The following is a 21,347-nucleotide window of genomic DNA, read 5'->3' on the forward strand; positions in this document are numbered from 1 at the left end:
GAGCCACCGTGCCGCGTTTCATCACCCTCATCCGCAACGACGAGCAGAACATCCCCGCCGATGGCTTCCCGCCCGAGTTCGGCGCGCGCATGGGCGCCCTGCTGGAGGAGATCACCCAGGCCGGCGTGATGCTGGACACCGCCGGGCTGACCCCCACCGCCGAGGGCACCCGGGTCACCTACTCCGGCGGCGACCTCAGCTACACCGACGGGCCGTTCACCGAGAGCAAGGAGGTCATCGGCGGGTACTCCATCATCCAGGCCAAGGACAAGGAGGAGGCGCTGTACTGGACCAAGCGCTTCCTGGAGATCCACCCGCCGGTGTGGAACCTCACCGCCGAGGTCCGGCAGCTCACCGAGAACTGACCGGATGATCTGATGGTGTGCCGTGACGGATCATCGCGTGACGGCCACCATCGAGGCGGCCTACCGGATCGAGGCCCCACGGGTCATCGCCGCCGCCGCCCGCATCGTGCGGGACGTCGGCATCGCCGAGGAACTGGCGCAGGACGCGCTGGTCGCCGCCCTGGAGCAGTGGCCCGAGTCGGGCGTCCCGGACCGTCCGGGCGCCTGGCTCACGGCCACCGCCCGGCACCGGGCGGTCGACCTGGTGCGCCGCAAGGAGACCTACGCCCGCAAACTCGCCGAGGTCGGCCGCGCGCTCACCGACGTCCCCGCGCCGCCGGAGCCGTCCGGGCCCGAGGACATCGACGACGATCTGCTGCGGCTGATCTTCACCGCCTGCCACCCCGTCCTCCCGGTCGAGGGCCGCGTCGCCCTCACCCTGCGGCTGCTCGGCGGCCTCACCACCGCCGAGATCGCCCGCGCCTTCCTGGCCGCCGAACCCACCGTCGCCCAGCGCATCGTGCGGGCCAAGCGCACCCTGGCCCGCAGCGGGGTGCCCTTCGAAGTCCCCTACGGCACGGACCGGGCCGCCCGGCTGTCCTCCGTCCTCGACGTCATCTACCTCGTCTTCAACGAGGGGTACGCGGCCACCGCCGGCGACGACCTGCTGCGCCCCGCCCTGTGCGAGGACGCGCTACGGCTCGCCCGCGTCCTGGCCGCCCTCGTCCCCGGCGAGCCCGAGGCGCACGGCCTGGCCGCCCTGCTGGAGTTCCAGGCCGCCCGCATCCCGGCCCGCACCGGCCCGGACGGCGCCCCCGTGCTGCTCGCCGACCAGGACCGCGCCCGCTGGAACCGGCCGATGCTGCGGCGCGGCGTGGAGGCCCTGGAGCGCGCGGGCAGCGGTCCGTACGCCCTCCAGGCCGCCATCGCCGCCTGCCACGCGCGGGCGGCCCGGTACGAGGACACCGACTGGGCGATGATCACCGCTCTCTACGACCGGCTGCTGGCCCTGAAACCCTCCCCGGTGATCGCCCTGAACCGGGTGGTCGCTCTCTCGATGGCGCGCGGCCCGGCGCAGGCGCTGCCGCAGGCGGACGCGCTGCTCGGCGAACCGGCCCTGAAGGGCTACCACCTGCTGCCCAGCGTCCGGGGCGACCTGCTGGCCCGGCTCGGCCGGGACGCCGAGGCGGCCGAGGAGTTCCGGCGGGCAGCGGCCCTCACCCGTAACGCCCGCGAACGGGACCTGCTGCTCGCCCGGGCCGCCGCCCTCACCGGGTGACCGGCTGCCGGCCGGCCACCGTTCGTCCGGCGGCGCCACCAGGAGATTGCCGGTGGAGCTGAACGCCCCCCACAGCTGGGCGCGTTCGCTGTCACCGACCCCGCTCGGCCGGGTTGCTCCTGGGGCACCGCCGAACCGGGACCGGCCCCAGGGCCCGGGCTGGTACCGGACCCACACCCTCGCCTGCGCATCGCCCGGCGTGGCGCCCGGACATCCGCGCCGCGGTCATCTCCCAAGCCGCGGGTGAACTTGCACCGCACGATGCGCCACGATGGCCGACACCGCCGGCATCCACCCCTCTCGCGGTCCTGTCCGACCGCGTCGTCCACCCCCGCGGGCGACATCCTCGCACGCATCGCCTCATATCTGAACGCAATTCCCGGACTCGGAAGACTGGCACGCCAAGAGGATCCGAAAGAAAGCCCGTTCTGATCTGACCCCGCCCCTCTGGGCCCTGGCAGTTGTGTGATGCTTGCGCCAGAGACAGGAAGTAGATCTTTCTGGCGCTACCAGGAGTTTGCATGAATCAATACATGCGTGGAAAAGCACCTTCTGAGCGGAAGGCGGCTGGCTCTCGGTCGAACTCCGCTGCCGTGCCGGTGGGCCTACAGGCTCAGGCCGGGAACGCGGCGATGGTGCAGATGCTTCGGCAGGCGGGGCACCCGTGGGCCCAGGACTCGCACCAGCACAGCTCGAATTGCGGACACCGGGTGGAGGGGGCCGGGGTCCAGCGTTCGGCGCAGGAGACGGTGGAGGCCGAAGCACGTCCCCGGACTGTGGACGATCACTCCCCAGAGGGGCAGCGGGCCCTTATCGACCAGGCGATGGCCTCGCCGAGCCGACGTCTTCCCGAGCCTTTGCTTCAAGCAGCCAAGCCGTACTTCCAGAACGAGAACCTCGACGTCACGCGGCTCCACGACAACCCAGTGGCCCAGCGAGCCACTGAGGCGATGGGGGCACAGGCGATGACGATCGGGACGCACATCTTCGCGCCACCCGAGGCTGTCAGAAACATGCACCTCATGGGGCACGAGCTGAGCCACGTCAACGAAAACCTCAACGGAACCCGTGAAACCGGGAAGAGCAACGGTGCCGGTGTCATCGTCACCGACCCCGGTCAGAACTCTGAGCAGAAGGCGGACAGGGACGGAGTGTCCTTCGCCGCCGGTGCGGCAAGCGCACCGTCCGTCGTCACCCAACGCGCCACGCGGAAGGCCGGAACTCCTGCCACAGCGGGTGGGGAGACCGAAGCCGAGCCGACCGTTCAGCGAGCTCCCTCCGGCTACGACTATTCGTCTTACTACACCGATGATGTTCCGATGGTGATCGACGCCGAGCCCGGCTACGGCTCCTCGTCAGGATATCCGCAGGTCAGCTACTCGTCGTACACGCTGCCCCCCGGATATGAGGGGAGGGAGGACGACCGCGGCCGTTCGTCGTCCAGGGCCTCCTATGGCTATTCGAGGCCGTCTTCACGTGCTCCCTCCCGCTACCGGGAGGACGTGGAAATGGACCTGGATGATGGCGCCCACATCATCGACGCAGATCCCGGCCGTTCTTCATCCAGGGCGCCCTATGGCTATTCGAGGCGGTCTTCACGTGCTCCCTCCCGCGACCGGGGCGGCATGGAAATGGAGCTGGACGATGGCGCCCACATCATCGACGCAGCTCCCGGATCCTCCCGCCGCAGGCATTCGAGGACCCGTCGCCACGGCGGCTCGGAAAGGAGCCGGGAGTCGAGCTACTCGCGCCCCAAGGGGATCGAGAAGTCGTATCCAAAACCGACTTCCGAAAACGGCAGGAAAGTATGGAGTATCGCCGGCCGGGTGATGGCACAGACCAAACAAATCATCAGCAGGGGAGCGGCCAACCAGATATCATCCGCAGCAGCCAACGGTGGCGGGCTGACCCACCTGATCTCGACCGTCCGTAACCCTGAGTACCGCCTGAAACAGCCGAGCACTTTCCAGGAGATGCTGGGGCAGAATGCGGCTGCGGCGGAAGCCCTCGGCGTCGGGAACTGCGGCGAACACGCCGCCGTGTCCTTCTGCCTGCTCAACAAGGAAAAACTGCCCTCCGGGTACCGCATCTGGCACGTTTCCTTGTCGATCGACCACGCCTTCGTAGCCGTGGGTAACCCCAAAAAACCGAACGAGATCATTATCCTCGATGCCTGGCAGGACAACGCCTCCCTCAGGATGGCCGGAGAAAATCTCCACTTCGCCTTTCTCGTGAACGGGCAGGTCACTCCCGAAGCAACGCCATACAAACCCGATGGCAGAGACTACATGGCATTGGGCCGGAAAACCGTGGATATTGCGGCCATGACGAACACCATGGATACGACCGGCCCGGCGATCGACCCGACGGAATTCGCCGGCGTTCCGGGGATGTACAGGCAGGAGATGCGGCCGAGGGAAGAGGGGGCACTGAACCCGATGGACGAACCTCGACGACCTCATCCCAGGGAACGGCGCTATCAAGAGAGCATGAGGGAACGCTACGAGCGGTACGAACGCCACGAACGCCGCGAACGCGAGCGACGAGACGGATGGCGCTAGAGGTAGTACTCCAGCAGGATTCCGGTGTCTGAGCCGCAGGTTCCGGCTGTCGGCCGGAGTGCATCGGGCCCTGGAGCGGCCAGGGGCGGTCTCATGGAGACCGCCCCTCGATACACAGCAAGGCGCGCTGACTGTCCCTGTGAAGGCAGGCGGGCCGGGCCCCGCGTCCCACGCCCGCCCCGGCCCCGACCCGGCGGTGCTCACCGCCCGCGGCCCTCCGTGGTCCCGTCCAAGTCCTCCAGTACCCCGCCGACCCAGCCCTCGGCCGAGCGCGTCGTGAAGGCGAAGCGCGCCCGGGAGAGGGGCCGGGCCAGCGGGTTCCTGCGGTGCGAGCGGGCCGCCTTCTCGGCCGACTTGAGGTCGCGGACGGCGAAGGCGAGCCGTTGCTGCGCGTCTTCGGGCTCGGTGACGTCGACCAGTTCCAGGGAGCGGGCGACGATCAGCTTCGCCGCCTCCCGCACCACGTCCGGACGGTGGATGTCCTGCGTTTCCAGGGACTTCAGCAGCGCGTGCACCTCGCGGAGTCCCGTGATGGTCTCTGCTGTCATGCGGCTGCGCCTGCCCCGGTACCGGGGTGGTTACGCCGGTGTGATCCCCGCGAGCTGGCCGACGAGCAGCGCCACCCGGTACGCCTCGGCGTAGTCGGCCGCCGTGTACGCGATCGTCCGGCCGCCCGCGGCCCGCGTCACGCCCGGGATGAGGGTCGCCAGGTCGACGGTGTGCGGCAGGGCGAGATCGATCTCGACCTCCACCGGCCCCGGCACGGTGAACGGCGCGATCTCCGCGCGCCGTACCACGGCCCCGGCCGCCGCCGTCCGCAGCCGCTCGCGGGCCTCCTCCGGGTGCAGCGCCACCGCCGCGGCCTGGGCGAGCGCCCGCTTGACCTCGACGGTGGCGGCGTCCGGCACCAGCTCCCCGAACTCGGCGCACGCCACGTCGTCCCCGCTGAGCAGCACGACCGGCGCCCCGAAGTAGCCGGCCATGGCGGCGTTCAGCCCGATCTCGCCGAGCGAGCGCCCGCCCACCCGTACGTCCAGGTTGACGCCGTTCATGGTGTGCGCCAGCACGGCGGGGCCGGAGCCGGCCCGCGCGTGGTACCCGACGAAGAGCACCGCGTCGGTGTCCGGGCCGAGCCCGCCCAGCATCCCGAACGGCCGCGGCTTGCCGCGCACCAGCAGGGCCCGCCGGTCCAGCTCCTCCGGCAGGATGTTCCGGAACGGCCCGTGCGCGTCGGCCACCCACACCTCGGCCCCGGGATCCCCGTCCAGCACCCCGGCGACGGCGGCGTTCACCTCGGCCGTCATGAGGGCCCGGCTGCGTGCGTAGTCGTAGCCCTCCGGGCTGGTCTCGGTGCCGTGCACGACGCCCGAGATGCCTTCCAGATCGGCGGAGATCAGTACTTTCGTCATAGTGGGAGCCTACGGGCCGGGCCGGCCCCGGCCCGTTCGCGCCCGGCGTGCGCCGCGCACTGTGGGACCGTGCGGGCGCCCCGAGGGGAGTCCGCGCGCTCTACCGGCGCTCGGGGGCGGCGGAAATGATGAGCCCACCGATCATGCGTCAGGTGATCCGCACCCCCTGCCTTCCGGGCAGCCGGGCCCGCGGCGGAAGGAGCTCACGGTGTTGCTTCTCATCTCCCCGGACAGCGTCGAGGAAGCCCGCGACTGCGCCAAGGCGGCCGACCATCTCGACATCGTCGACGTCAAGAAGCCCGACGAGGGCTCGCTCGGCGGCAACTTCCCCTGGGTGATCCGCGAGATCCGCGACGCGGTCCCGGCCGGCACCCCGCTCTCCGCCACCGTCGGCGACGTCCCGTACAAGCCCGGTACCGTGGCCCAGGCCGCGCTCGGGGCGGTCGTCTCCGGCGCCACGTACATCAAGGTCGGCCTCTACGGCTGTACGACGCCCGACCAGGGCATCGACGTCATGCGCGGCGTCGTCCGGGCGGTGAAGGACCACCGGCCCGACGCGTTCGTCGTGGCCTCCGGCTACGCCGACGCCCACCGGATCGGCTGCGTCAACCCGCTCGCCCTGCCCGACATCGCCGCCCGCTCCGGCGCCGACGCGGCCATGCTGGACACCGCCATCAAGGACGGGACCCGGCTGTTCGACCACGTGTCGCCCGACGCCTGCGCCGAGTTCGTCCGGCTCGCGCACGCCGCCGGCCTGCTCGCCGCGCTCGCCGGCAGCGTCACCGCCGCCGACCTCGGCCCGCTGACGAGCATGGGCACCGACATCGTCGGCGTACGCGGCGCCGTCTGCGAGGGCGGCGACCGCAACGCCGGACGCATCCGCCCGCACCTGGTGGCCGCCTTCCGCGCGGAGATGGACCGGCACGCCCGTCAGCAGGCGGCAGCCACCGTCCCCGCCGCGGGCTGACCCCCGGCATGCGGACCCCCGAGCCCGGCCGCCCGCCCGGACGTTTCGCCGTCACCGACCCGGCCACCGGCGAGCCCTTCGACGAGGCGCCCGACCAGCAGCCGGACGAACTGGACGCCGTCATCGGCCGGGCGGAGCGCGCCTGGCACGGCTGGCGCGCCGATCCCGCCGCCCGTACCACCGCGCTGCGCGCGGCGGCCGACACCGTGGAGGCGGCCGGCGACGATCTCGCCCGGCTGCTCACCCGGGAACAGGGCAAGCCCCTGGCGGAGTCGCACGCCGAGGTCGCCCGTACGGCGGCCCGGCTGCGGTACTTCGCCGGCCTCACCCCCCAGACCCGGCGGATCAGCGACGGCCGGCCCGTGCACAGCGAGATCCGCTGGCGCTCGCTCGGGCCGGTGGCCGCGATCGTCCCGTGGAACTTCCCGCTCCAGCTCGCCGCGGCCAAGTTCGCACCCGCGCTCGCGGCAGGCAACACGGTCGTCCTCAAACCGTCCCCGTACACCCCGCTCACCACCCGGCTGCTCGGCTCGCTCCTCACCGCCGTGCTGCCCGAGGACGTGCTGACCGTCGTCACCGGCCGCGAACCGCTCGGCGCCCGCCTCGCCGGCCACCCGGGCATCCGGCACGTCACCTTCACCGGCTCGGTACCCACCGGGCGGGCCGTCGCCGGGGCGGCGGCCGGCACGCTCGCCCGGGTCACCCTCGAACTCGGCGGCAACGACGCGGCCGTCCTGCTGGAGGACGTGGCGGTGGACCGGATCGCGGACCGGCTGTTCTGGGCCGCGTTCCGCAACTGCGGCCAGGTCTGCATGGCGGTCAAGCGGGTCTACGTCCCGGAGCGGCTGCACGCGGAGGTCGTCGACGCCCTCGCCGAGCGCGCCAAGAGCGTCGCCGTCGGCCCCGGCCTCGACCCGGCCACCCGGCTGGGCCCCGTCAACAACGCCCCCCAGCTCGCCCGCGTCGAGGAGCTGACCCGCCGCGCCCTCGCGGACGGCGCCCGCGCGGCGGCCGGCGGGCACCGGCTGGACACCCCCGGCTACTTCTTCGCCCCCACCGTCCTCACCGACGTCCCGCCCGACAGCCCGGTGGTGACCGGCGAACAGTTCGGGCCGGTCCTGCCCGTCCTGCCGTACCGCACTCTCGACGAGGCCGTCACCGCCGCCAACAGCACCGGCTTCGGCCTCGGCGGCTCCGTCTGGGGCACCGACCCCGACCGGGCCGAAGCCGTCGCCGACCGGCTCGACTGCGGCACGGCCTGGATCAACCACCACGCCGAACTCTCCCTCCACCAGCCCTTCACCGGCACCGGGAACAGCGGCGTCGGCGTCGCGGGCGGGCCGTGGGGGCTGTACGGGAACCTCCGGCCGTTCGTCGTCCACCGCCCCGAGGCGGCACAGCCGTGAGGTTCCGGGCGGCCGTCCTGCGCGGGTACACCGACCCGTTCACCGTGGAGGACGTGGTCCTGCGCGCCGGACCCGCCGCCGGCGAACTCCTCGTCGAGATCAAGGCCAGCGGGATGTGCCGGACCGACCTCGCGGTCCGGTGCTCGGCCGGCCGCAGCCCGCTGCCGGCGATCCTCGGCCACGAGGGGGCCGGGGTCGTGGTGGCGACGGGCGGCGGCCCGGAGGACGCGATCGGCACCGGCGACCACGTCGTCCTCAGCTTCGACTCCTGCGGACACTGCCCCACCTGCCGCGCCGCCGCGCCCGCCTACTGCGACTCGTTCGCCGCCCTCAACCTCTTCGGCGGCCGGAAGGAGGACACGCCCCGGCTCACCGACGCCGCCGGGGGAGCGTTCGCCCCCCGGTGGTTCGGGCAGTCCTCCTTCGCCCGGTACGCACTTGTCGCCGCCCGCACCGCCGTCCGCGTCGACCCCGCCCTGCCCCTCGCCCTGCTCGGCCCGCTCGGCTGCGGCTTCCTCACCGGCGCCGGCGCCGTCCTGAACACCTTCCGGGCCGGCCCCGGCGACCCCCTCGTCGTCCTCGGCGCCGGAGCGGTCGGCCTGGCGGCGGTCATGGCGGCCACCGCAACCGGGGCGCACGCTGTGGCCGTCGACCGGCACCCCGAACGCCTCGCCCTGGCCGAACGTTTCGGCGCCACCCCGCTGCCCGCCACCGCCGCCGGACTGCCCGAGCGGATCAGACGGCTCACCGACGGCGGCGCCCGGTACGCCCTGGACACCACGGCCGACCCCGCCCTCATCAACGACGCCCTGCACGCCCTGCGGCCCACCGGCACCCTCGGCCTGGTCGCCCGGCTGCCCGGCACCCTGCCGCTGGCCCCGGGCACGCTGGACAGGGGCCGCACCGTCCGCCACATCTGCGAGGGCGACGCCGTACCCGCCCTGCTGATCCCCCGGCTGACCGCGCTGTGGCAGGCCGGACGGTTCCCCTTCGACCAGCTGATCCGCACCTACCCGCTGGACGCCGTCAACGAGGCCGAACGCGACAGCGACGCCGGCCGCGTCGTCAAACCCGTCCTCCTCCCGGACACCTGACGCCGGCGGGCCGCGCCCCAGGCACCCCGCAATCCCGATCCCTCATCGAAGGAGCACCCATGGCCACAACGGCGCCGCAGCACACGGATGTGGACGGCGTGGACGGAGGCATCGGACTGACCGCGCTTCTGGTCGCCACCGCCCGGGCCATCGAGACCCACCGCCACGACAGCCTGGCCCGCGACCCCTACGCCGAACACTTCGTGCGCGCCGCCCCGGCGTGCGCCGGCTGGCCGGTACGCATCGACCAGGCACCGGACGGGGACGACAACCCGCTGTGGGGCCGGTTCGCCCGCTACTTCGGCCTGCGCACCCGGGTCCTCGACGACTTCGCCCTCCGCTCGGTGCGCATGGGCGCCCGCCAAGTGGTGCTGCTGGGCGCCGGTCTCGACACCCGGGCGTACCGGCTGGAGTGGCCGTCCGACTGCGCGGTGTACGAGATCGACCGGCCGGGCGTACTGGAGTTCAAGCACCGGGTCCTCCTGGACCTGGCGGCCACCCCCAAGGTGAAGCGCGTCCCGGTCCCGGCCGACCTGCGCCACGACTGGGTCACCGCCCTGACCACCGCCGGCTTCGACCCGGCCCTGCCCAGCGTCTGGCTGGTGGAAGGACTGCTCTTCTACCTGCCGGGCCCGGCCGAGAAATACCTCATCGACACGGTGGACCGGCTGACCACCCGGGGCAGCGCCCTGGCCTTCGAAGCCAAGGTCGAGAAGGACCTGAACCGGTACCACGACAGCCCGACCTACACGGCGACCCGCGAGCAGATCGGCATCGACCTGCTCCACCTCTTCGACCCGGGCCCACGCCCCGACTCGGCCGCCGACCTGGTGACCAAGGGCTGGTCCACCTCGGTGCACACCCCCTTCGACTTCACCCACCGCCACGGCCGCGGCCCCCTCCCCGAACCGGACGGCGTGAAGGACGCACTGGAGGGCAACCGCTGGGCATTCGCCCACAAGCCCAGGCCCTGACACACCGCGTGGGTGCTCACCCGCAGGGCCCCGGTTCCCGGCCCCGCCGGGAACCGGGGGCCCCGGCCCTTTCTCCATACGGACGTGATCCCCGCAGGGGATCACCACGCCCTACGTGCCGCTGGGCGGCAGGACGAACCCCCGTTGCGGGCCGGCGGCCGGTCCGTCATCGGAGAACGTGGCTGCCACGGCCGCCAGGGCGTCGGCTGTCACATCGTGGCGCGTCCTGTAATCAGCGCTGTCGTACACACGCCACGGGCCGGCGGGGTTGTCCGGATCTTCCGGTGCGACCACTCCGGGAATGTTCAGCTGCCGCAGTACGGCGTCAACTCGGCGGGCCTGTTGCGCGTCCATGCAATCCCTTCCAACGGTGCGGAATCGAGCAGACTACTGATCGCCTCCGCCCTCTCCCCCTGAACAGTGTGAGGCGCAGTTACCCGGATTGATCGGCCCGCATCCGCCGGGCATCGGCGTATGCGAACACCGGGCGGCTGTCAGAACCGAAGCGGTGGTCGGCCCCCTCCACAATTCCCGGTCCACGCTGTGCCCGGCACGTTCGATGATGGTCACCGTGTGGGCGAGCACGTGCCGGTCGTGACGTCCGGTATCAGGGCGTTCGGGCCAGTGGTGAACGAACCTGCCCAGACGCGCGCAGAGTTTTTTGTACAGATGGGTGTGCAGGATCAGGGCGTGCCAGCCTTCGTCCACCACGTTGGAGGGTGTGATGTTGTCGTTCGGGAACCGGGCGGCGGCTTCCACGAATTTGAGTGCTTCCGTGACGATCCGCTCGGCCGTACGTTCCTCCATGCCGGGGTTGTTGTCGATAACGGTGGCGACGACTCCCTCGAACGCAGCCGGAGTGAGTAACGCTCGTACGCCGTGCATGGTGTCTTCCTCCCTGTTGTGGCAGGCCACGTCAGCCCAGGCGGTACAGCCGATCGGGCTCTTTCCGCCAGGGTCATGGCCCCGGGAACGGGGCCACCTCATGGAGTCATGGTCCGCCTTGCGTTCCGGAAGATCCAGGGATATTCGTGTTCCTGGGTACATTTCATGACCGATATTCCGCTGCCCATTGGCCCAGCGTGTTTCGGGCCTCATCGTCGAAGAGCGCTTGCCTCTGAAACAACTCAAAAACGTCCAGATGTTCGGCGATGTCACGGGGGTCTTGGAACACGATTCTTCCCGTAAGGGTCTCGACCGTTGCCAGCCGCCGGTCATAGACCGTGAAGGTGTTCAAAGGGCCACGCCTCACCGGTGACGTGAGAGGAATGATACCGATGCGCACATGGGGGAGTTGCGAGATCGATATGATGCGATCGATCTGTACAGCCATCGCATGGCGCGGAACAATCAGCCACCGGACGGCTTGTTCGGTCAGTAAGAACCTGAACTGCTTGGCCTCGGCGTAGAGGACTTCTTGCCGTGCGATCTTCTTCGCCACGGTCTTTGAAATATCTCCCGGAGTGTGCCCCAAGCTTGCTCTGATGTACTCGGGTGTCGCCAGCAGGCCGGTCAGCATGGAAGGAAGGAAAAACCGAAGGGTACTGGCCTCCGCCTCCAGACCCGCAAGTTCCGCCTGCCTCTTCTCCAAGCCTCTGCGCCAGGAGACACGCTTGCCCTGCCACTCCGTGTGGGCGAGGCGTGCGAGGGCGATGGCCTCTGCTACGAGCTCCGGAGGTGCGTCAAGGGCCCTGAGGATCAGTTCGACATCAACAAGGCTCGGTGTGACGCGGGCGGTCTCGATATTGCTCAGCTTGGTTTGTGACATGTTGCAGCGCCGTGCGAGCCAGACCTGTGTCCGTCCAGCTCGCCGGCGCATTCTGCGCAGTGACTCCGCCAGATCAGCTCGTGACTGACCCAACTGTCCTGGTTCAAACGCCAAGGACCTTCACGTACTCCTCGAAAGGCACTGCGTGCTCCAAGGCGATACGCTGCCACGCGCGGTACGGTGCCGGATCGCCCTCATACACCTCGCGGTTGATCTGGCTGCCGTCCGTGCGAAAGTTGAGGTGAACGATGCGTGCCCCGTCGAACATCCACCAGTCCTGACCGGAAAGCGGCAAGCCGAAGTCCTGGGCCGTCACATCCAGCACACGGATGTCCTCGCCGGCTGCGATGTTGCCGGGGATGCCCCAGGCGAACTGGTACCGCTGGTACTCGGTGAGTGGCCGGCGCACGATGCGCACCCGGCCGATGCGCCGGCCCGAGGCGACGAATCCCCGAACCCGCTCATGCCAACGGGCATTGTGATCCTCCGGCTTGCTCTCACCTCGCACGAAGCGGCCGATGTTCTCCTGCTCCCGGGGCATGGTGTAGGTCGGTTGAGCTTCGAAGCGCCATGCCTCGTGCTCGAAGGCATCGAAGAACTGGCGCCACTCCTCACCATCCAAGAGCACGGACGGCCTCCCGCAGTACTTCCTCGGGGATCTCTACCAGCCCTTCGCCCTCAGGTGGGGTGAAGGCGCTGGACACTGCCCCCTGGACCACGAATGAGCCGTTCCTGGTCCGATAGACGTTCGGACAATCCTCGTCCTCACAGTTTGTCCCGCTGCCGCTGCCAGTCAGGCGGATCAGCCCGTCACGAGCCATGCTTCCTCCTTGTGACACAGAGACGTTGCTCTCCGTCACGAGAACGGTAGGACGACGGGACGTGCCGGATCCACCGCTCATCGCTCGTATTCGCGTTGTCGGGTAGAACCAGTCAGCCCTTGAGATGGGTGAGGAACGCGGACCAGGCGCGGGCGGGGATCACGGCGGCGGGGATGGTCCGGTCCTTGGTGTCCCGGACGGCAACGCCGTTCCCGGCGGCGATCACCGCGACCTCGACGCAGTTGCCGTTGCCGCCGCTGTAACTGCTCGGGCGCCACTCGCCTGGCGCGGAAGATTCGAGGGGCATCCAGGCACCTTTCAGGCTCGAAGGTGGGAGATGAGTGCCCTCCAGGCCGCAGTGGGGATCAGGAGAACCCGATGGGGCTGTTTGCTGTCCCGGACCGGGACCGTGCCGGGAAAGCCGTCGACGACCTCGACGCAGGCACCGTTGGCCTGGCTCCTGCGCGAGGCCCGCCATATGGCGTCGCCGAGGTCGGCGGTCTGCCCCTTCTGGGTACTCATAGTTCCCTCATCCTGTCTCGGATCAGCTCAAGTGTTTGCGGCACACTGGCCGCGTTGGCCCGGAGATTATCGAACACGACCTGGTACGCCTGCGGATCGCCGCTATAAGGGTCGTCATTGGCTTCGGCATACACCACGTCCGGATCCTCTTGATGAGTGAACCGCAGGATGATGAACGGTCCCACCAGTGTTCCCGGATGGGCTCCGATCGAGAAGGGGATGGCCTGCAACAGAACGTTGGGGCTGTCGGCCATGTCCAGGAGGTGGGCGAGTTGGGCGCGCATGACCTTGGGGCCGCCCACCATGCGGCAAAGTGCTGATTCGTCCAGAACGGCGCGAAGCTGGATGGGGTTGTGCTGGGTGAGCAACTGTTGCCGCTGCATCCGGACATCGAGACGCTGTTCCAGTGCCTCGTCGGTGAGCCCGGGGCCCGTCGCGCGGTTGATGGCTTCAGCGTACTCGCTGGTCTGAAGGAGCCCGGGGATCACCGTTTCGTAGGTGAGGATCGTCTCCGCCTCGGCTTCCAAGCCGATGAAGGTGGTGTAGGGGATGTCGCTGTAGAGCTGCCACCAGCCCTTCTTGCGGGCTTCCTTCGTGAGTGTCGCCAGCTTCTCGCGCTGGGCCTCGTCGTCCAGACGGTAGAGGTCCAGGAGCTTTGTCACATCGGCCGGGGTGGGCGTCGAGCGACCCGCTTCGAGGCGGGACAGCTTGGAGGCTGACCACTTGAGGGCCTTCGCTACGTCGTTCCCTTTGAAACCGGCTGCTTCCCGAAGTCGCTTCAGTTCGAGGCCGAGGCGTCGCCGCCGCACCACAGGGCTGGATGTCGTCACGGCAGCAGTGTGCCACCAGTTGAGGTGCCGTCACACTCACATGCAATTGCATGTTGACGTGACATTGCGCTCACGCACGCAAGGAGGGCATGCTGATGGCAGCCAACGGTGCGCGTCCGATGCGTGGCGCGCTGTGATCTCGGCGTGCCGTCGAGCGCGTCTCTCTTCCCTCGTCCAGGAGGTGTGGTGAGGAATCCGGTGCAGGTTGCCTACCTCAACAATGTGTATGGGGGCTCGTTAATCGCGTGCGCGGTGGAGGTGGAGCGGTGGCGGGCCGCCTCGGGAAGTGTGGCCCTTCGGTGGGGAGGGGGCCGGGACACCGTGGAGCTGGTGCGGTTGGGGGTCAGTGAACTGCTCGGGAATGTGGCCAAGCATGTCGAGAATCCGCGCTGCTACCTCCGGATGGCCCGGATCGGGGCCGAGGTGACGGTGCAGGTGTTCGACCGGTCGGTGCGGATGCCGGTGCTGGCACAGCAGGCGCCCGGGTGGGATGCGGAGTCGGGGCGTGGGTTGTGGATGCTGCGGGAGATGGCCGATGGGTTCGGGTGTGAGAGGACCCTTCGGTGCGTAGGGAAGATCGTCTGGTTCCGGTGTGCCCTGTGAACGTCTCGACGCAGGTGTGGGTGCAGACGGACGCGATCTGCGGGTGGGCGGAAGAGGGGAACTGCCTGATGTGCGGGCGGACCAGGGTGCTGGTGATGTGGCTGGGGCCGGTGGTCGGGTTCGGGCGGAGCCGGCCGTTCCATGCCTGTGAGCCGTGTGCCGTCCGGTTGGCGCGGTGGGTACGGGGAGCCGAGCCCGAGCCGTGCGAGCCGACCGTGACCGTCCACGGTGATGCCGCGTTCCAGCGGCGGTACGACACCGCCGTCAACTCCGTTGCCGCCGTGACCATCGCCGGGATTCTGTCGCTCAGCTCGGTGGCCGCCGGGCTGTGGCTCGGGGCGCGGTGAGGGAGTGGGGAGCGGGAACGCGGACGGGCCGGGCCCGGGATCCACAGGGTGTGGATTCCGGGCCCGGCCCGTTGGCGGCGCCGGCGCCCGCTTCGCTCAGAAGCGGCGGGTGATCAGGGCCTTCTTCACTTCCTGGATGGCCTTGGTGACCTCGATACCGCGCGGGCAGGCGTCCGTGCAGTTGAACGTGGTGCGGCAGCGCCACACGCCGTCGCGGTCGTTCAGGATCTCCAGGCGCTGCTCGCCGCCCTCGTCGCGCGAGTCGAAGATGAAGCGGTGCGCGTTCACAATCGCCGCCGGGCCGAAGTACTGGCCGTCGTTCCAGAACACCGGGCACGAGGAGGTGCACGCGGCGCACAGGATGCACTTGGTGGTGTCGTCGAACCGCTCGCGGTCCTCGGCGGACTGGAGGCGCTCGCGGGTGGGCTCGTTCCCCTTGGTGATGAGGAACGGCATCACGTCGCGGTACGCCTGGAAGAACGGCTCCATGTCGACCACGAGGTCCTTCAGGACCGTCAGACCCTTTATCGCCTCGACCAGGATCGGCTTGGTGGCCACGCCGTCCTTGATCTCGGTGATGTCCTTGATCAGGGTCTTGCAGGCCAGCCGGTTGCGGCCGTTGATGCGCATCGCGTCCGAGCCGCAGATGCCGTGGGCGCACGAGCGGCGGAACGTCAGGGTGCCGTCGTCCTCCCACTTGATCTGGTGGAGGGCGTCCAGGACGCGCTCCTTCGGGTCGATGCGGATCTCGAAGTCCTGCCAGCTCGCCTCGGCCGAGACCTCCGGGTTGAAGCGGCGGATCCGGAAGGTGACGGTGACGAGGTGGCCGGCGTCCTGCCCGGGGGAGGAGACCTTGTCCAGTGTCGGCGTGGCCATCAGTACTTACGCTCCATCGGCTGGTAGCGGGTGACGACGACCGGCTTGTAGTCCAGCCGGATCGACTCATTGCCGTCGGCGTCGACCTCGCGGTAAGCCATCGTGTGCCGCATGAAGTTGACGTCGTCGCGGTCGGGATAGTCCTCCCGGTAGTGGCCGCCGCGCGACTCCTTGCGGGCCAGCGCGGAGACGGCCAGGACCTCGGCGAGCTCCAGGAGGTTGCCCAGTTCCAGGGCCTCCAGCAGGTCGGTGTTGAACCGCTTGCCCTTGTCCTGGACCGAGACGTTCTTGTAGCGCTCGCGCAGCGCCGCGATGTCCTCCACGGCCTCCTTGAGCGTCTCCTCGGTACGGAACACCATGGCGTTCTTGTCCATGGTCTCCTGGAGTTCGCGGCGGATCACGCTCACCCGCTCGGTGCCGGTGGACTCGCGCATCCGCTCCACCTCGGTGGCCACGAACTGCTCCGGGTTCTCCGGGAGGTCCACGAAGTCGGCGGTCGCCGCGTACTCGGCCGCCGCGATGCCGGCCCGGCGGCCGAAGACGTTGATGTCCAGCAGCGAGTTGGTGCCCAGCCGGTTGGCGCCGTGCACCGAGACGCAGGCGACCTCGCCCGCCGCGTAGAGGCCGGGGATGATGTCCGTGTTGTTGGCCAGCACCTCGCCCTCGACGTTGGTCGGGATGCCGCCCATCGCGTAGTGCGCGGTGGGCTGGATCGGGATCGGGTCGGTGTACGGCTCGATGCCCAGGTAGGTGCGCGCGAACTCGGTGATGTCCGGCAGCTTGGCGTCCAGCTGCTCCGGCGGCAGGTGGGTCAGGTCCAGGTACACGTGGTCGCCGTCGGGGCCGCAGCCGCGGCCCTCGCGGATCTCGGTGTAGATGGAGCGGGAGACCACGTCACGCGAGGCGAGGTCCTTCATGACGGGCGCGTACTTCTCCATGAAGCGCTCGCCGTCCTTGTTCCGCAGGATGCCGCCCTCGCCGCGCGCGCCCTCGGTGAGCAGGATGCCCATCTTCCAGATGCCGGTCGGGTGGAACTGGAAGAACTCCATGTCCTCCAGCGGCAGCCCGCGCCGCCACGCCGCCGCCTGGCCGTCGCCGGTCAGGGTGTGGGCGTTGGAGGACACCTTGTAGAACTTGCCGTTGCCGCCGGAGGCGAAGACGACGGCCTTGGCCTGGAAGATGTGCAGTTCGCCGGTGGCCAGTTCGTACGCGACGACGCCGGCGGTCTTCCTGACCCCGTCGACCTCGTTGAGCAGCAGGTCCAGGACGTAGAACTCGTTGAAGAACTCCACGCCCTCCTTGACGCAGTTCTGGTACAGCGTCTGGAGGATCATGTGCCCGGTGCGGTCGGCCGCGTAGCAGGAGCGGCGCACCGGCGCCTCGCCGTGGTTGCGGCTGTGGCCGCCGAACCGCCGCTGGTCGATGCGGCCCTCGGGGGTCCGGTTGAAGGGCAGGCCCATCTTCTCCAGGTCGAGGACGGAGTCGATGGCCTCCTTCGCGAGGATCTCGGCGGCGTCCTGGTCGACCAGGTAGTCACCGCCCTTGACGGTGTCGAAGGTGTGCCACTCCCAGTTGTCCTCCTCGACGTTGGCGAGGGCGGCGGCCATGCCGCCCTGGGCCGCGCCGGTGTGGGAGCGGGTGGGGTAGAGCTTGGTCAGTACGGCGGTACGGCTGCGCTTGGTGGACTCGATGGCCGCGCGCATTCCGGCGCCGCCCGCACCGACGATGACGGTGTCGTACTTGTGGATCTGCATCAGTTCGTCAGCCCCGGTGCGGTCAGGTGATGTTCGGGTCGAAGGTGAAGATCACCAGCGTGCCCAGCAGGACGGTGAAGACGGTGGCCGTGTAGAGCAGCATCTTCAGCCAGAAACGGGTGTTGTCCCGCTGCGCGTAGTCGTTGATGATCGTCCGCAGGCCGTTGGCGCCGTGCAGCATGGCCAGCCACAGCATGATCAGGTCCCAGGCCATCCAGAACGGGGAGGCCCAGCGGCCGGCCACGAAGGCGAAGCTCACCTTGGAGACGCCGCCGTCGAGCACCAGCTGGATCAGCAGGTGGCCCAGGACCAGGACGACGAGCAGGATGCCGGACAGCCGCATGAACAGCCAGCCGTACAGCTCGAAGTTGGTGCGGGTGGCCTTGGGGGTCTTGCCGGTGCGCGCCCGGGGCGGCTCGATGACGGGGGCCGGGTTGTCGGCGTCGTACCCCTCGTCCACGGTGATGGAATCGGTGGAGGACATCGTTTGCATCAGCTCCCGAACAGCTCACGGAAGGCGTGCGAGAGCACGGGGTACGCGGCCCCGGCCATCAGCACGACCCAGACGCCCATCACGGTGTACAGCATGTGCTTCTGGTAGCGGGCGCCCTTGTTCCAGAAGTCGACGGCGACGACGCGCAGGCCGTTGAGCGCATGGAAGAGGACGGCGGCGACCAGTCCGTACTCCATGAAGGCCACGAGCGGCGTTTTGTACACAGCGATGGTGTCGTCGTACGCCTGGGGGGAGACGCGGACGAGTGCGGTGTCGAGGACATGAACGAACAGGAAGAAGAACACGAGGACACCGGTGACTCGATGAGCCACCCATGACCACATGCCTTCCCGGCCGCGGTACAGCGTTCCTGCCGGCACGGAAGAACCCTCCGAAGCGATTCGGGGCCTGCGGCGGCTCTCCTGTCTGTCAAGGGTCTCCGTCGGGCCCGGCCGGGTACGGTCCACCGGCCGCCCGCCATGGTATCGACGGGTTGACCCCTTCTTTGACGCGGGGTCTAGGGTGTGATCAATCGCGCATGGATCTCATCCGTTCGCATGATTCATCTGCTCATACGGTTACCGTCGTGTGTATGAAACGCACGGTATGGCGGATATGGGCGATTGTCGCCGTCGTGGGGCTGATAGCCACCGCCACGGCACTTGTGCTCACCCAGCAGTCCGGCGGCGGCACCGCCGCGGACGCTCCGGACCCCACCCAGACCTCAGCGGCATCCGACCCCCTCCCCGACCCCGTACGGGCCGACGGCCCCAGCGGGGACCTGCAGACCGTCCCCCAGGTGACCACCTGGGAGCCCGCCGAAGGACCCGGCTGGGCGCCGTCCGAGACCACCCGGGTGGTCGCCGCGGACGGCTCCGAGGCCGCCGGGCCGGCCGATCAGCTGGCCGGCGAGCTGTCCGTGGACCGCGCCGCCGACGGCGCCCGCGCCTCGGACGTCCTCCTCCTGATTGACCCGAATGCCGGAACCGGCCCCGAGGGATATTCCCTCACCACCCGTGACCACCAGGTCACCATCACGGCCGAGACCGGCGCCGGCGCCTTCTACGGCACCCGCACCCTCCTCCAATCGGTGAACGCCGACGGCGGCCTCCCCGAGGGCAGCGTCCAGGACGCCCCCGACCGCGAACAGCGCGGCCTGATGCTCGACACCGCCCGGAAGTTCTACTCGGCCGAGTGGATCGAGGACCGGCTGCACGAGCTGGCCGACCTCAAACTTAACGAGTTCCACCTGCACTTCAGCGACGACCAGGGCTTCCGCATCGAGAGCGAGAGCCACCCCGAGATCGTCTCCGAGGAACACCTCACCAAGGACGAGGTCACCGCGATCGTCGAGCTGGCCGAGTCCCTGCACATCACCGTCATCCCCGAGATCGACTCGCCGGGACACCTCGGCGCGGTGCTCGACGCCCACCCCGACCTCCAGCTCACGAAGACGGACGGCTCCGTCGCCCGCGGCGCCATCGACCTCGCCAACCCCGACGCCGCCGCCCTCATCGACGACCTGCTGCGCGAGTACGCCCCGCTCTTCCCCGGCGAGTACTTCCACATCGGCGGCGACGAGTACCCGGCGCTGTACGCCTCCGACCCCGAGGCCAGCTACCCCGGCCTGGCCCGCGCGGCCCAGGAACAGTACGGGGACGGGGCCACCGTCCGCGATCTGGCCACCGGCTGGATCAACGACCGCGCCGACACGGTCCGCGAGCTGGGCAAGACCCCGCAGGTGTGGAACGACGGCATGCACGCCGGCGGCAAGGTCCAGCCGGACCAGGACCGCCAGGTCACCTACTGGACGGGCCGCGAGATCGGCGCCCGCGAGCCGCAGGAGTACCTGGACGCGGGCTTCCCGCTCGTCAACCTGAACTCGCAGTACCTGTACTACGTGCTCGGCGAGCCCAACGAGTTCACCTATCCCACCGGTGAGGCCATCTACAACGAGTGGACCCCCGACGTGGTGCGCGGCTCCACCGCGCTCCCCGAGGGCGAGGGCGGCCCGGAGAACGTGCTCGGCGCGCGCTTCGCGATCTGGTGCGACCTCGCCGACGCCCAGACCCCCGAACAGGTGGCCGAGGGCATCCGGCTCCCGGTCGCCGCCATGGCGCAGAAGACCTGGCACGCGGGGGAGCCCAGCGGCAGCTGGCAGGAGTTCACCCAGCGGGTGAACGACGTCGGCTGAGGGTGGGCTAGTCTCGGTCACCGAGAAGTGGATCATGGTCGGCGCGCCGGACAGCCCACCCGGTGCGCCGATCGGCAGCCAGGGCCGCCACCCCCCACAGGAGAGGCCCCGGCTGCCGCGGCGGACCCACGCCTGGCGGGGCCCGGGTCCGCACCTCGTACAGCGTTGGGCGGCCGGTTTCTGTTACCGAGCGGATACGTACAGATGCGGCATGGACGCGGCAGCGCGGGCCGCGTAGCGTTCAGTATCCACAGCGCACAGTTACCAGCTCTGGAAACGGAACGGCGAAGAGTGCGGCGTGGAAGGCCGCTAAGGGGGGCCGGAGTGCAGGCGCAGGTTCACTTTCAGGAGCAGGTGCCCGAGCAGGCAGCCGAGCATGCCCGGGAGTCACGGCGCCGTCCCGACCGGGCGGCGCTGGCGGACCGCCGGCTCACCGCGGCGCTCCAGGCAGCCCGGGAGGGCGACGAGGGCGCGTTCCGCCAGGTCTTCCACGCGGTGCACCCCCGGTTACTGGGGTACGTCAGGACGATGGTCACCGGCCCGGACGCCGAGGACGTGACCGCCGAGGCCTGGCTGCACATATCCCGCGACCTGCCGCGCTTCAGCGGTGACGCCGACCGCTTCCGCGGCTGGACCCACCGCATCGCCCGCAACCGTGCCCTCGACCACCTGCGGGCCCGGGGCCGGCGGCCCCAGGAGTGCTGCGCGGAGGACGCCGGCCTCACCGAGCTGCCCGCCGGTGTGGACACCGCCGAGGCCGCCATGGAGGCCGTCGCCACCTCCCGCGTCTTCGACCTGGTCGCCACCCTCCCCCGGGAGCAGGCCGGTGCCGTCGTGCTGCGCGCCATGCTGGGCCTGGACGCCAAGCGGGCCGCCATGGTGCTCGGCTCCCGGCCGGGCGCCGTGCGCACCGCCACCCACCGGGGACTGCGGCGGCTCGCCCAGCTGGTCGCCGAACGCCACGACCACGACCCGGCCGGGCCGCCCGCGGCCCAGGTGAGCGCCTCGGCGCAACCCGCCGTTTCGGGCCCGGTAACGAAATCGGGGCGCGCGGCGCAGTAAGAGACAGGCCGACTGGTCATCGGCCCCGGGTCGACCCGAGGTC

The 21,347-nt window shown here is 69.8% G+C and carries 25 protein-coding genes; 11 read left to right on the forward strand and 14 right to left on the reverse strand.

Annotation, left to right across the window (positions count from 1 at the left end; all coding sequences use genetic code 11):
* Positions 1–8: 8 nt before the first annotated feature.
* The 3 genes from BM385_RS24720 to BM385_RS24730 all read left to right on the forward strand — a co-directional run bounded on the left by BM385_RS24720 (position 9) and on the right by BM385_RS24730 (position 4,184).
* A complete protein-coding gene (locus BM385_RS24720; protein WP_019431526.1) occupies positions 9–365 on the forward strand; it encodes a YciI family protein in 357 nt (118 codons plus the stop codon).
* Positions 366–387: 22 nt separating this feature from the next.
* Positions 388–1,623, forward strand: coding sequence for an RNA polymerase sigma factor (locus BM385_RS24725; RefSeq protein ID WP_381033990.1), 1,236 nt, complete (start codon positions 388–390; stop codon positions 1,621–1,623).
* A 776-nt stretch (positions 1,624–2,399) separates the two neighbouring features.
* Complete coding sequence (locus BM385_RS24730; protein ID WP_175543101.1) at positions 2,400–4,184, forward strand: eCIS core domain-containing protein; 1,785 nt, start codon at positions 2,400–2,402, stop codon at positions 4,182–4,184.
* A 200-nt stretch (positions 4,185–4,384) separates the two neighbouring features.
* On the opposite strand, the gene BM385_RS24735 is transcribed toward BM385_RS24730, so the two are convergent.
* Both BM385_RS24735 and BM385_RS24740 read right to left on the reverse strand, forming a co-directional pair.
* Entirely contained in the window at positions 4,385–4,732 is a 348-nt protein-coding gene (locus BM385_RS24735) for a hypothetical protein (RefSeq protein WP_139275229.1), read from the reverse strand.
* Between the two features lie 30 nt (positions 4,733–4,762).
* Positions 4,763–5,593, reverse strand: a complete 831-nt coding sequence (locus BM385_RS24740; RefSeq protein ID WP_093844415.1) for a M55 family metallopeptidase — start codon at positions 5,591–5,593, stop codon at positions 4,763–4,765.
* A 208-nt stretch (positions 5,594–5,801) separates the two neighbouring features.
* Between BM385_RS24740 and BM385_RS24745 the strand changes: the two genes are divergently transcribed.
* From BM385_RS24745 to BM385_RS24760, 4 genes are read left to right on the forward strand one after another with little or no spacing between them, the layout of a single operon-like run.
* Positions 5,802–6,560 (forward strand): (5-formylfuran-3-yl)methyl phosphate synthase, encoded by a 759-nt coding sequence (locus tag BM385_RS24745; RefSeq protein ID WP_093844416.1) that lies wholly within the window; start codon positions 5,802–5,804, stop codon positions 6,558–6,560.
* Positions 6,561–6,568: 8 nt separating this feature from the next.
* A complete protein-coding gene (locus BM385_RS24750; RefSeq protein ID WP_093844417.1) occupies positions 6,569–7,966 on the forward strand; it encodes an aldehyde dehydrogenase family protein in 1,398 nt (465 codons plus the stop codon).
* Entirely contained in the window at positions 7,963–9,060 is a 1,098-nt protein-coding gene (locus BM385_RS24755) for an NAD(P)-dependent alcohol dehydrogenase (protein WP_093844418.1), read from the forward strand. The genes BM385_RS24750 and BM385_RS24755 overlap by 4 nt, the downstream gene beginning before the upstream one ends.
* Before the next feature lie 59 nt (positions 9,061–9,119).
* Positions 9,120–10,034, forward strand: coding sequence for a class I SAM-dependent methyltransferase (locus tag BM385_RS24760; RefSeq protein ID WP_093844419.1), 915 nt, complete (start codon positions 9,120–9,122; stop codon positions 10,032–10,034).
* Positions 10,035–10,145: 111 nt separating this feature from the next.
* Here BM385_RS24760 and BM385_RS24765 read toward each other — a convergent pair whose 3' ends face one another.
* The 8 genes from BM385_RS24765 to BM385_RS24800 form a co-directional block, all read right to left on the reverse strand.
* Positions 10,146–10,388: a hypothetical protein gene (locus tag BM385_RS24765; RefSeq protein WP_093844420.1), complete on the reverse strand. Its 243-nt coding sequence runs from the start codon at positions 10,386–10,388 to the stop codon at positions 10,146–10,148.
* A gap of 33 nt (positions 10,389–10,421) precedes the next feature.
* Positions 10,422–10,919, reverse strand: coding sequence for a glycine-rich domain-containing protein (locus BM385_RS24770; protein WP_093844421.1), 498 nt, complete (start codon positions 10,917–10,919; stop codon positions 10,422–10,424).
* Positions 10,920–11,082: 163 nt separating this feature from the next.
* Positions 11,083–11,916 carry a helix-turn-helix domain-containing protein gene (locus BM385_RS24775; RefSeq protein ID WP_093844422.1) on the reverse strand — a complete coding sequence of 278 codons (834 nt, stop codon included), beginning with the start codon at positions 11,914–11,916 and terminating at the stop codon, positions 11,083–11,085.
* Positions 11,906–12,430 carry a DUF6879 family protein gene (locus BM385_RS24780; RefSeq protein ID WP_093844423.1) on the reverse strand — a complete coding sequence of 175 codons (525 nt, stop codon included), beginning with the start codon at positions 12,428–12,430 and terminating at the stop codon, positions 11,906–11,908. The genes BM385_RS24775 and BM385_RS24780 overlap by 11 nt, the downstream gene beginning before the upstream one ends.
* Positions 12,414–12,623 (reverse strand): hypothetical protein, encoded by a 210-nt coding sequence (locus BM385_RS28080; protein WP_078575713.1) that lies wholly within the window; start codon positions 12,621–12,623, stop codon positions 12,414–12,416. Before BM385_RS28080 ends, BM385_RS24780 begins: the two co-directional genes overlap by 17 nt.
* A gap of 112 nt (positions 12,624–12,735) precedes the next feature.
* The gene (locus tag BM385_RS24790) at positions 12,736–12,930 is read right to left on the reverse strand and encodes a DUF397 domain-containing protein (RefSeq protein WP_019431513.1); all 195 of its coding nucleotides are present in this window, start codon (positions 12,928–12,930) and stop codon (positions 12,736–12,738) included.
* Between the two features lie 11 nt (positions 12,931–12,941).
* Positions 12,942–13,145 carry a DUF397 domain-containing protein gene (locus BM385_RS24795; protein WP_019431512.1) on the reverse strand — a complete coding sequence of 68 codons (204 nt, stop codon included), beginning with the start codon at positions 13,143–13,145 and terminating at the stop codon, positions 12,942–12,944.
* A complete protein-coding gene (locus tag BM385_RS24800) occupies positions 13,142–13,975 on the reverse strand; it encodes a helix-turn-helix domain-containing protein (RefSeq protein ID WP_237751202.1) in 834 nt (277 codons plus the stop codon). Before BM385_RS24800 ends, BM385_RS24795 begins: the two co-directional genes overlap by 4 nt.
* Positions 13,976–14,233: 258 nt before the next feature.
* On the opposite strand from BM385_RS24800, the gene BM385_RS24805 reads away from it, so the two are divergent.
* A complete protein-coding gene (locus BM385_RS24805; protein WP_367889614.1) occupies positions 14,234–14,578 on the forward strand; it encodes an ATP-binding protein in 345 nt (114 codons plus the stop codon).
* Positions 14,575–14,925: a hypothetical protein gene (locus BM385_RS24810; RefSeq protein WP_093844425.1), complete on the forward strand. Its 351-nt coding sequence runs from the start codon at positions 14,575–14,577 to the stop codon at positions 14,923–14,925. Before BM385_RS24805 ends, BM385_RS24810 begins: the two co-directional genes overlap by 4 nt.
* Before the next feature lie 96 nt (positions 14,926–15,021).
* On the opposite strand, the gene BM385_RS24815 is transcribed toward BM385_RS24810, so the two are convergent.
* From BM385_RS24815 to sdhC, 4 genes are read right to left on the reverse strand one after another with little or no spacing between them, the layout of a single operon-like run.
* Positions 15,022–15,801, reverse strand: coding sequence for a succinate dehydrogenase iron-sulfur subunit (locus BM385_RS24815; protein ID WP_019431508.1), 780 nt, complete (start codon positions 15,799–15,801; stop codon positions 15,022–15,024).
* The gene (gene sdhA, locus BM385_RS24820; protein ID WP_019431507.1) at positions 15,801–17,555 is read right to left on the reverse strand and encodes a succinate dehydrogenase flavoprotein subunit; all 1,755 of its coding nucleotides are present in this window, start codon (positions 17,553–17,555) and stop codon (positions 15,801–15,803) included. Before sdhA ends, BM385_RS24815 begins: the two co-directional genes overlap by 1 nt.
* 22 nt (positions 17,556–17,577) lie before the next feature.
* On the reverse strand, positions 17,578–18,039 hold the full coding sequence (locus tag BM385_RS24825; protein ID WP_019431506.1) for a succinate dehydrogenase hydrophobic membrane anchor subunit: 462 nt from the start codon (positions 18,037–18,039) through the stop codon (positions 17,578–17,580).
* A gap of 8 nt (positions 18,040–18,047) precedes the next feature.
* Positions 18,048–18,428, reverse strand: coding sequence for a succinate dehydrogenase, cytochrome b556 subunit (gene sdhC / locus BM385_RS24830; protein WP_026047026.1), 381 nt, complete (start codon positions 18,426–18,428; stop codon positions 18,048–18,050).
* Positions 18,429–18,640: 212 nt separating this feature from the next.
* On the opposite strand from sdhC, the gene BM385_RS24835 reads away from it, so the two are divergent.
* Both BM385_RS24835 and BM385_RS24840 read left to right on the forward strand, forming a co-directional pair.
* Positions 18,641–20,242, forward strand: a complete 1,602-nt coding sequence (locus tag BM385_RS24835; protein ID WP_093844426.1) for a beta-N-acetylhexosaminidase — start codon at positions 18,641–18,643, stop codon at positions 20,240–20,242.
* A 414-nt stretch (positions 20,243–20,656) separates the two neighbouring features.
* Positions 20,657–21,304, forward strand: a complete 648-nt coding sequence (locus BM385_RS24840; RefSeq protein WP_237751210.1) for an RNA polymerase sigma factor — start codon at positions 20,657–20,659, stop codon at positions 21,302–21,304.
* Positions 21,305–21,347 lie beyond the last annotated feature (43 nt).

It is taken from the genome of Streptomyces harbinensis, assembly GCF_900116145.1.
GTDB lineage: Bacteria > Actinomycetota > Actinomycetes > Streptomycetales > Streptomycetaceae > Streptomyces > Streptomyces carpaticus.

What these genes read in the sequence shown, in the direction of transcription:
- BM385_RS24735 (WP_139275229.1), bottom strand. Translation starts at nt 4,732, where the DNA reads ATGACAGCAGAGACCATCACGGGACTCCGCGAGGTGCACGCGCTGCTG.
- BM385_RS24835 (WP_093844426.1), top strand. Translation starts at nt 18,641, where the DNA reads ATGAAACGCACGGTATGGCGGATATGGGCGATTGTCGCCGTCGTGGGG.
- BM385_RS24770 (WP_093844421.1), bottom strand. Translation starts at nt 10,919, where the DNA reads ATGCACGGCGTACGAGCGTTACTCACTCCGGCTGCGTTCGAGGGAGTC.
- BM385_RS24750 (WP_093844417.1), top strand. Translation starts at nt 6,569, where the DNA reads ATGCGGACCCCCGAGCCCGGCCGCCCGCCCGGACGTTTCGCCGTCACC.
- BM385_RS24740 (WP_093844415.1), bottom strand. Translation starts at nt 5,593, where the DNA reads ATGACGAAAGTACTGATCTCCGCCGATCTGGAAGGCATCTCGGGCGTC.
- BM385_RS24760 (WP_093844419.1), top strand. Translation starts at nt 9,120, where the DNA reads ATGGCCACAACGGCGCCGCAGCACACGGATGTGGACGGCGTGGACGGA.
- BM385_RS24825 (WP_019431506.1), bottom strand. Translation starts at nt 18,039, where the DNA reads ATGTCCTCCACCGATTCCATCACCGTGGACGAGGGGTACGACGCCGAC.
- sdhA (WP_019431507.1), bottom strand. Translation starts at nt 17,555, where the DNA reads ATGCAGATCCACAAGTACGACACCGTCATCGTCGGTGCGGGCGGCGCC.
- BM385_RS28080 (WP_078575713.1), bottom strand. Translation starts at nt 12,623, where the DNA reads ATGGCTCGTGACGGGCTGATCCGCCTGACTGGCAGCGGCAGCGGGACA.
- BM385_RS24765 (WP_093844420.1), bottom strand. Translation starts at nt 10,388, where the DNA reads ATGGACGCGCAACAGGCCCGCCGAGTTGACGCCGTACTGCGGCAGCTG.
- BM385_RS24815 (WP_019431508.1), bottom strand. Translation starts at nt 15,801, where the DNA reads ATGGCCACGCCGACACTGGACAAGGTCTCCTCCCCCGGGCAGGACGCC.
- BM385_RS24795 (WP_019431512.1), bottom strand. Translation starts at nt 13,145, where the DNA reads ATGAGTACCCAGAAGGGGCAGACCGCCGACCTCGGCGACGCCATATGG.
- BM385_RS24790 (WP_019431513.1), bottom strand. Translation starts at nt 12,930, where the DNA reads ATGCCCCTCGAATCTTCCGCGCCAGGCGAGTGGCGCCCGAGCAGTTAC.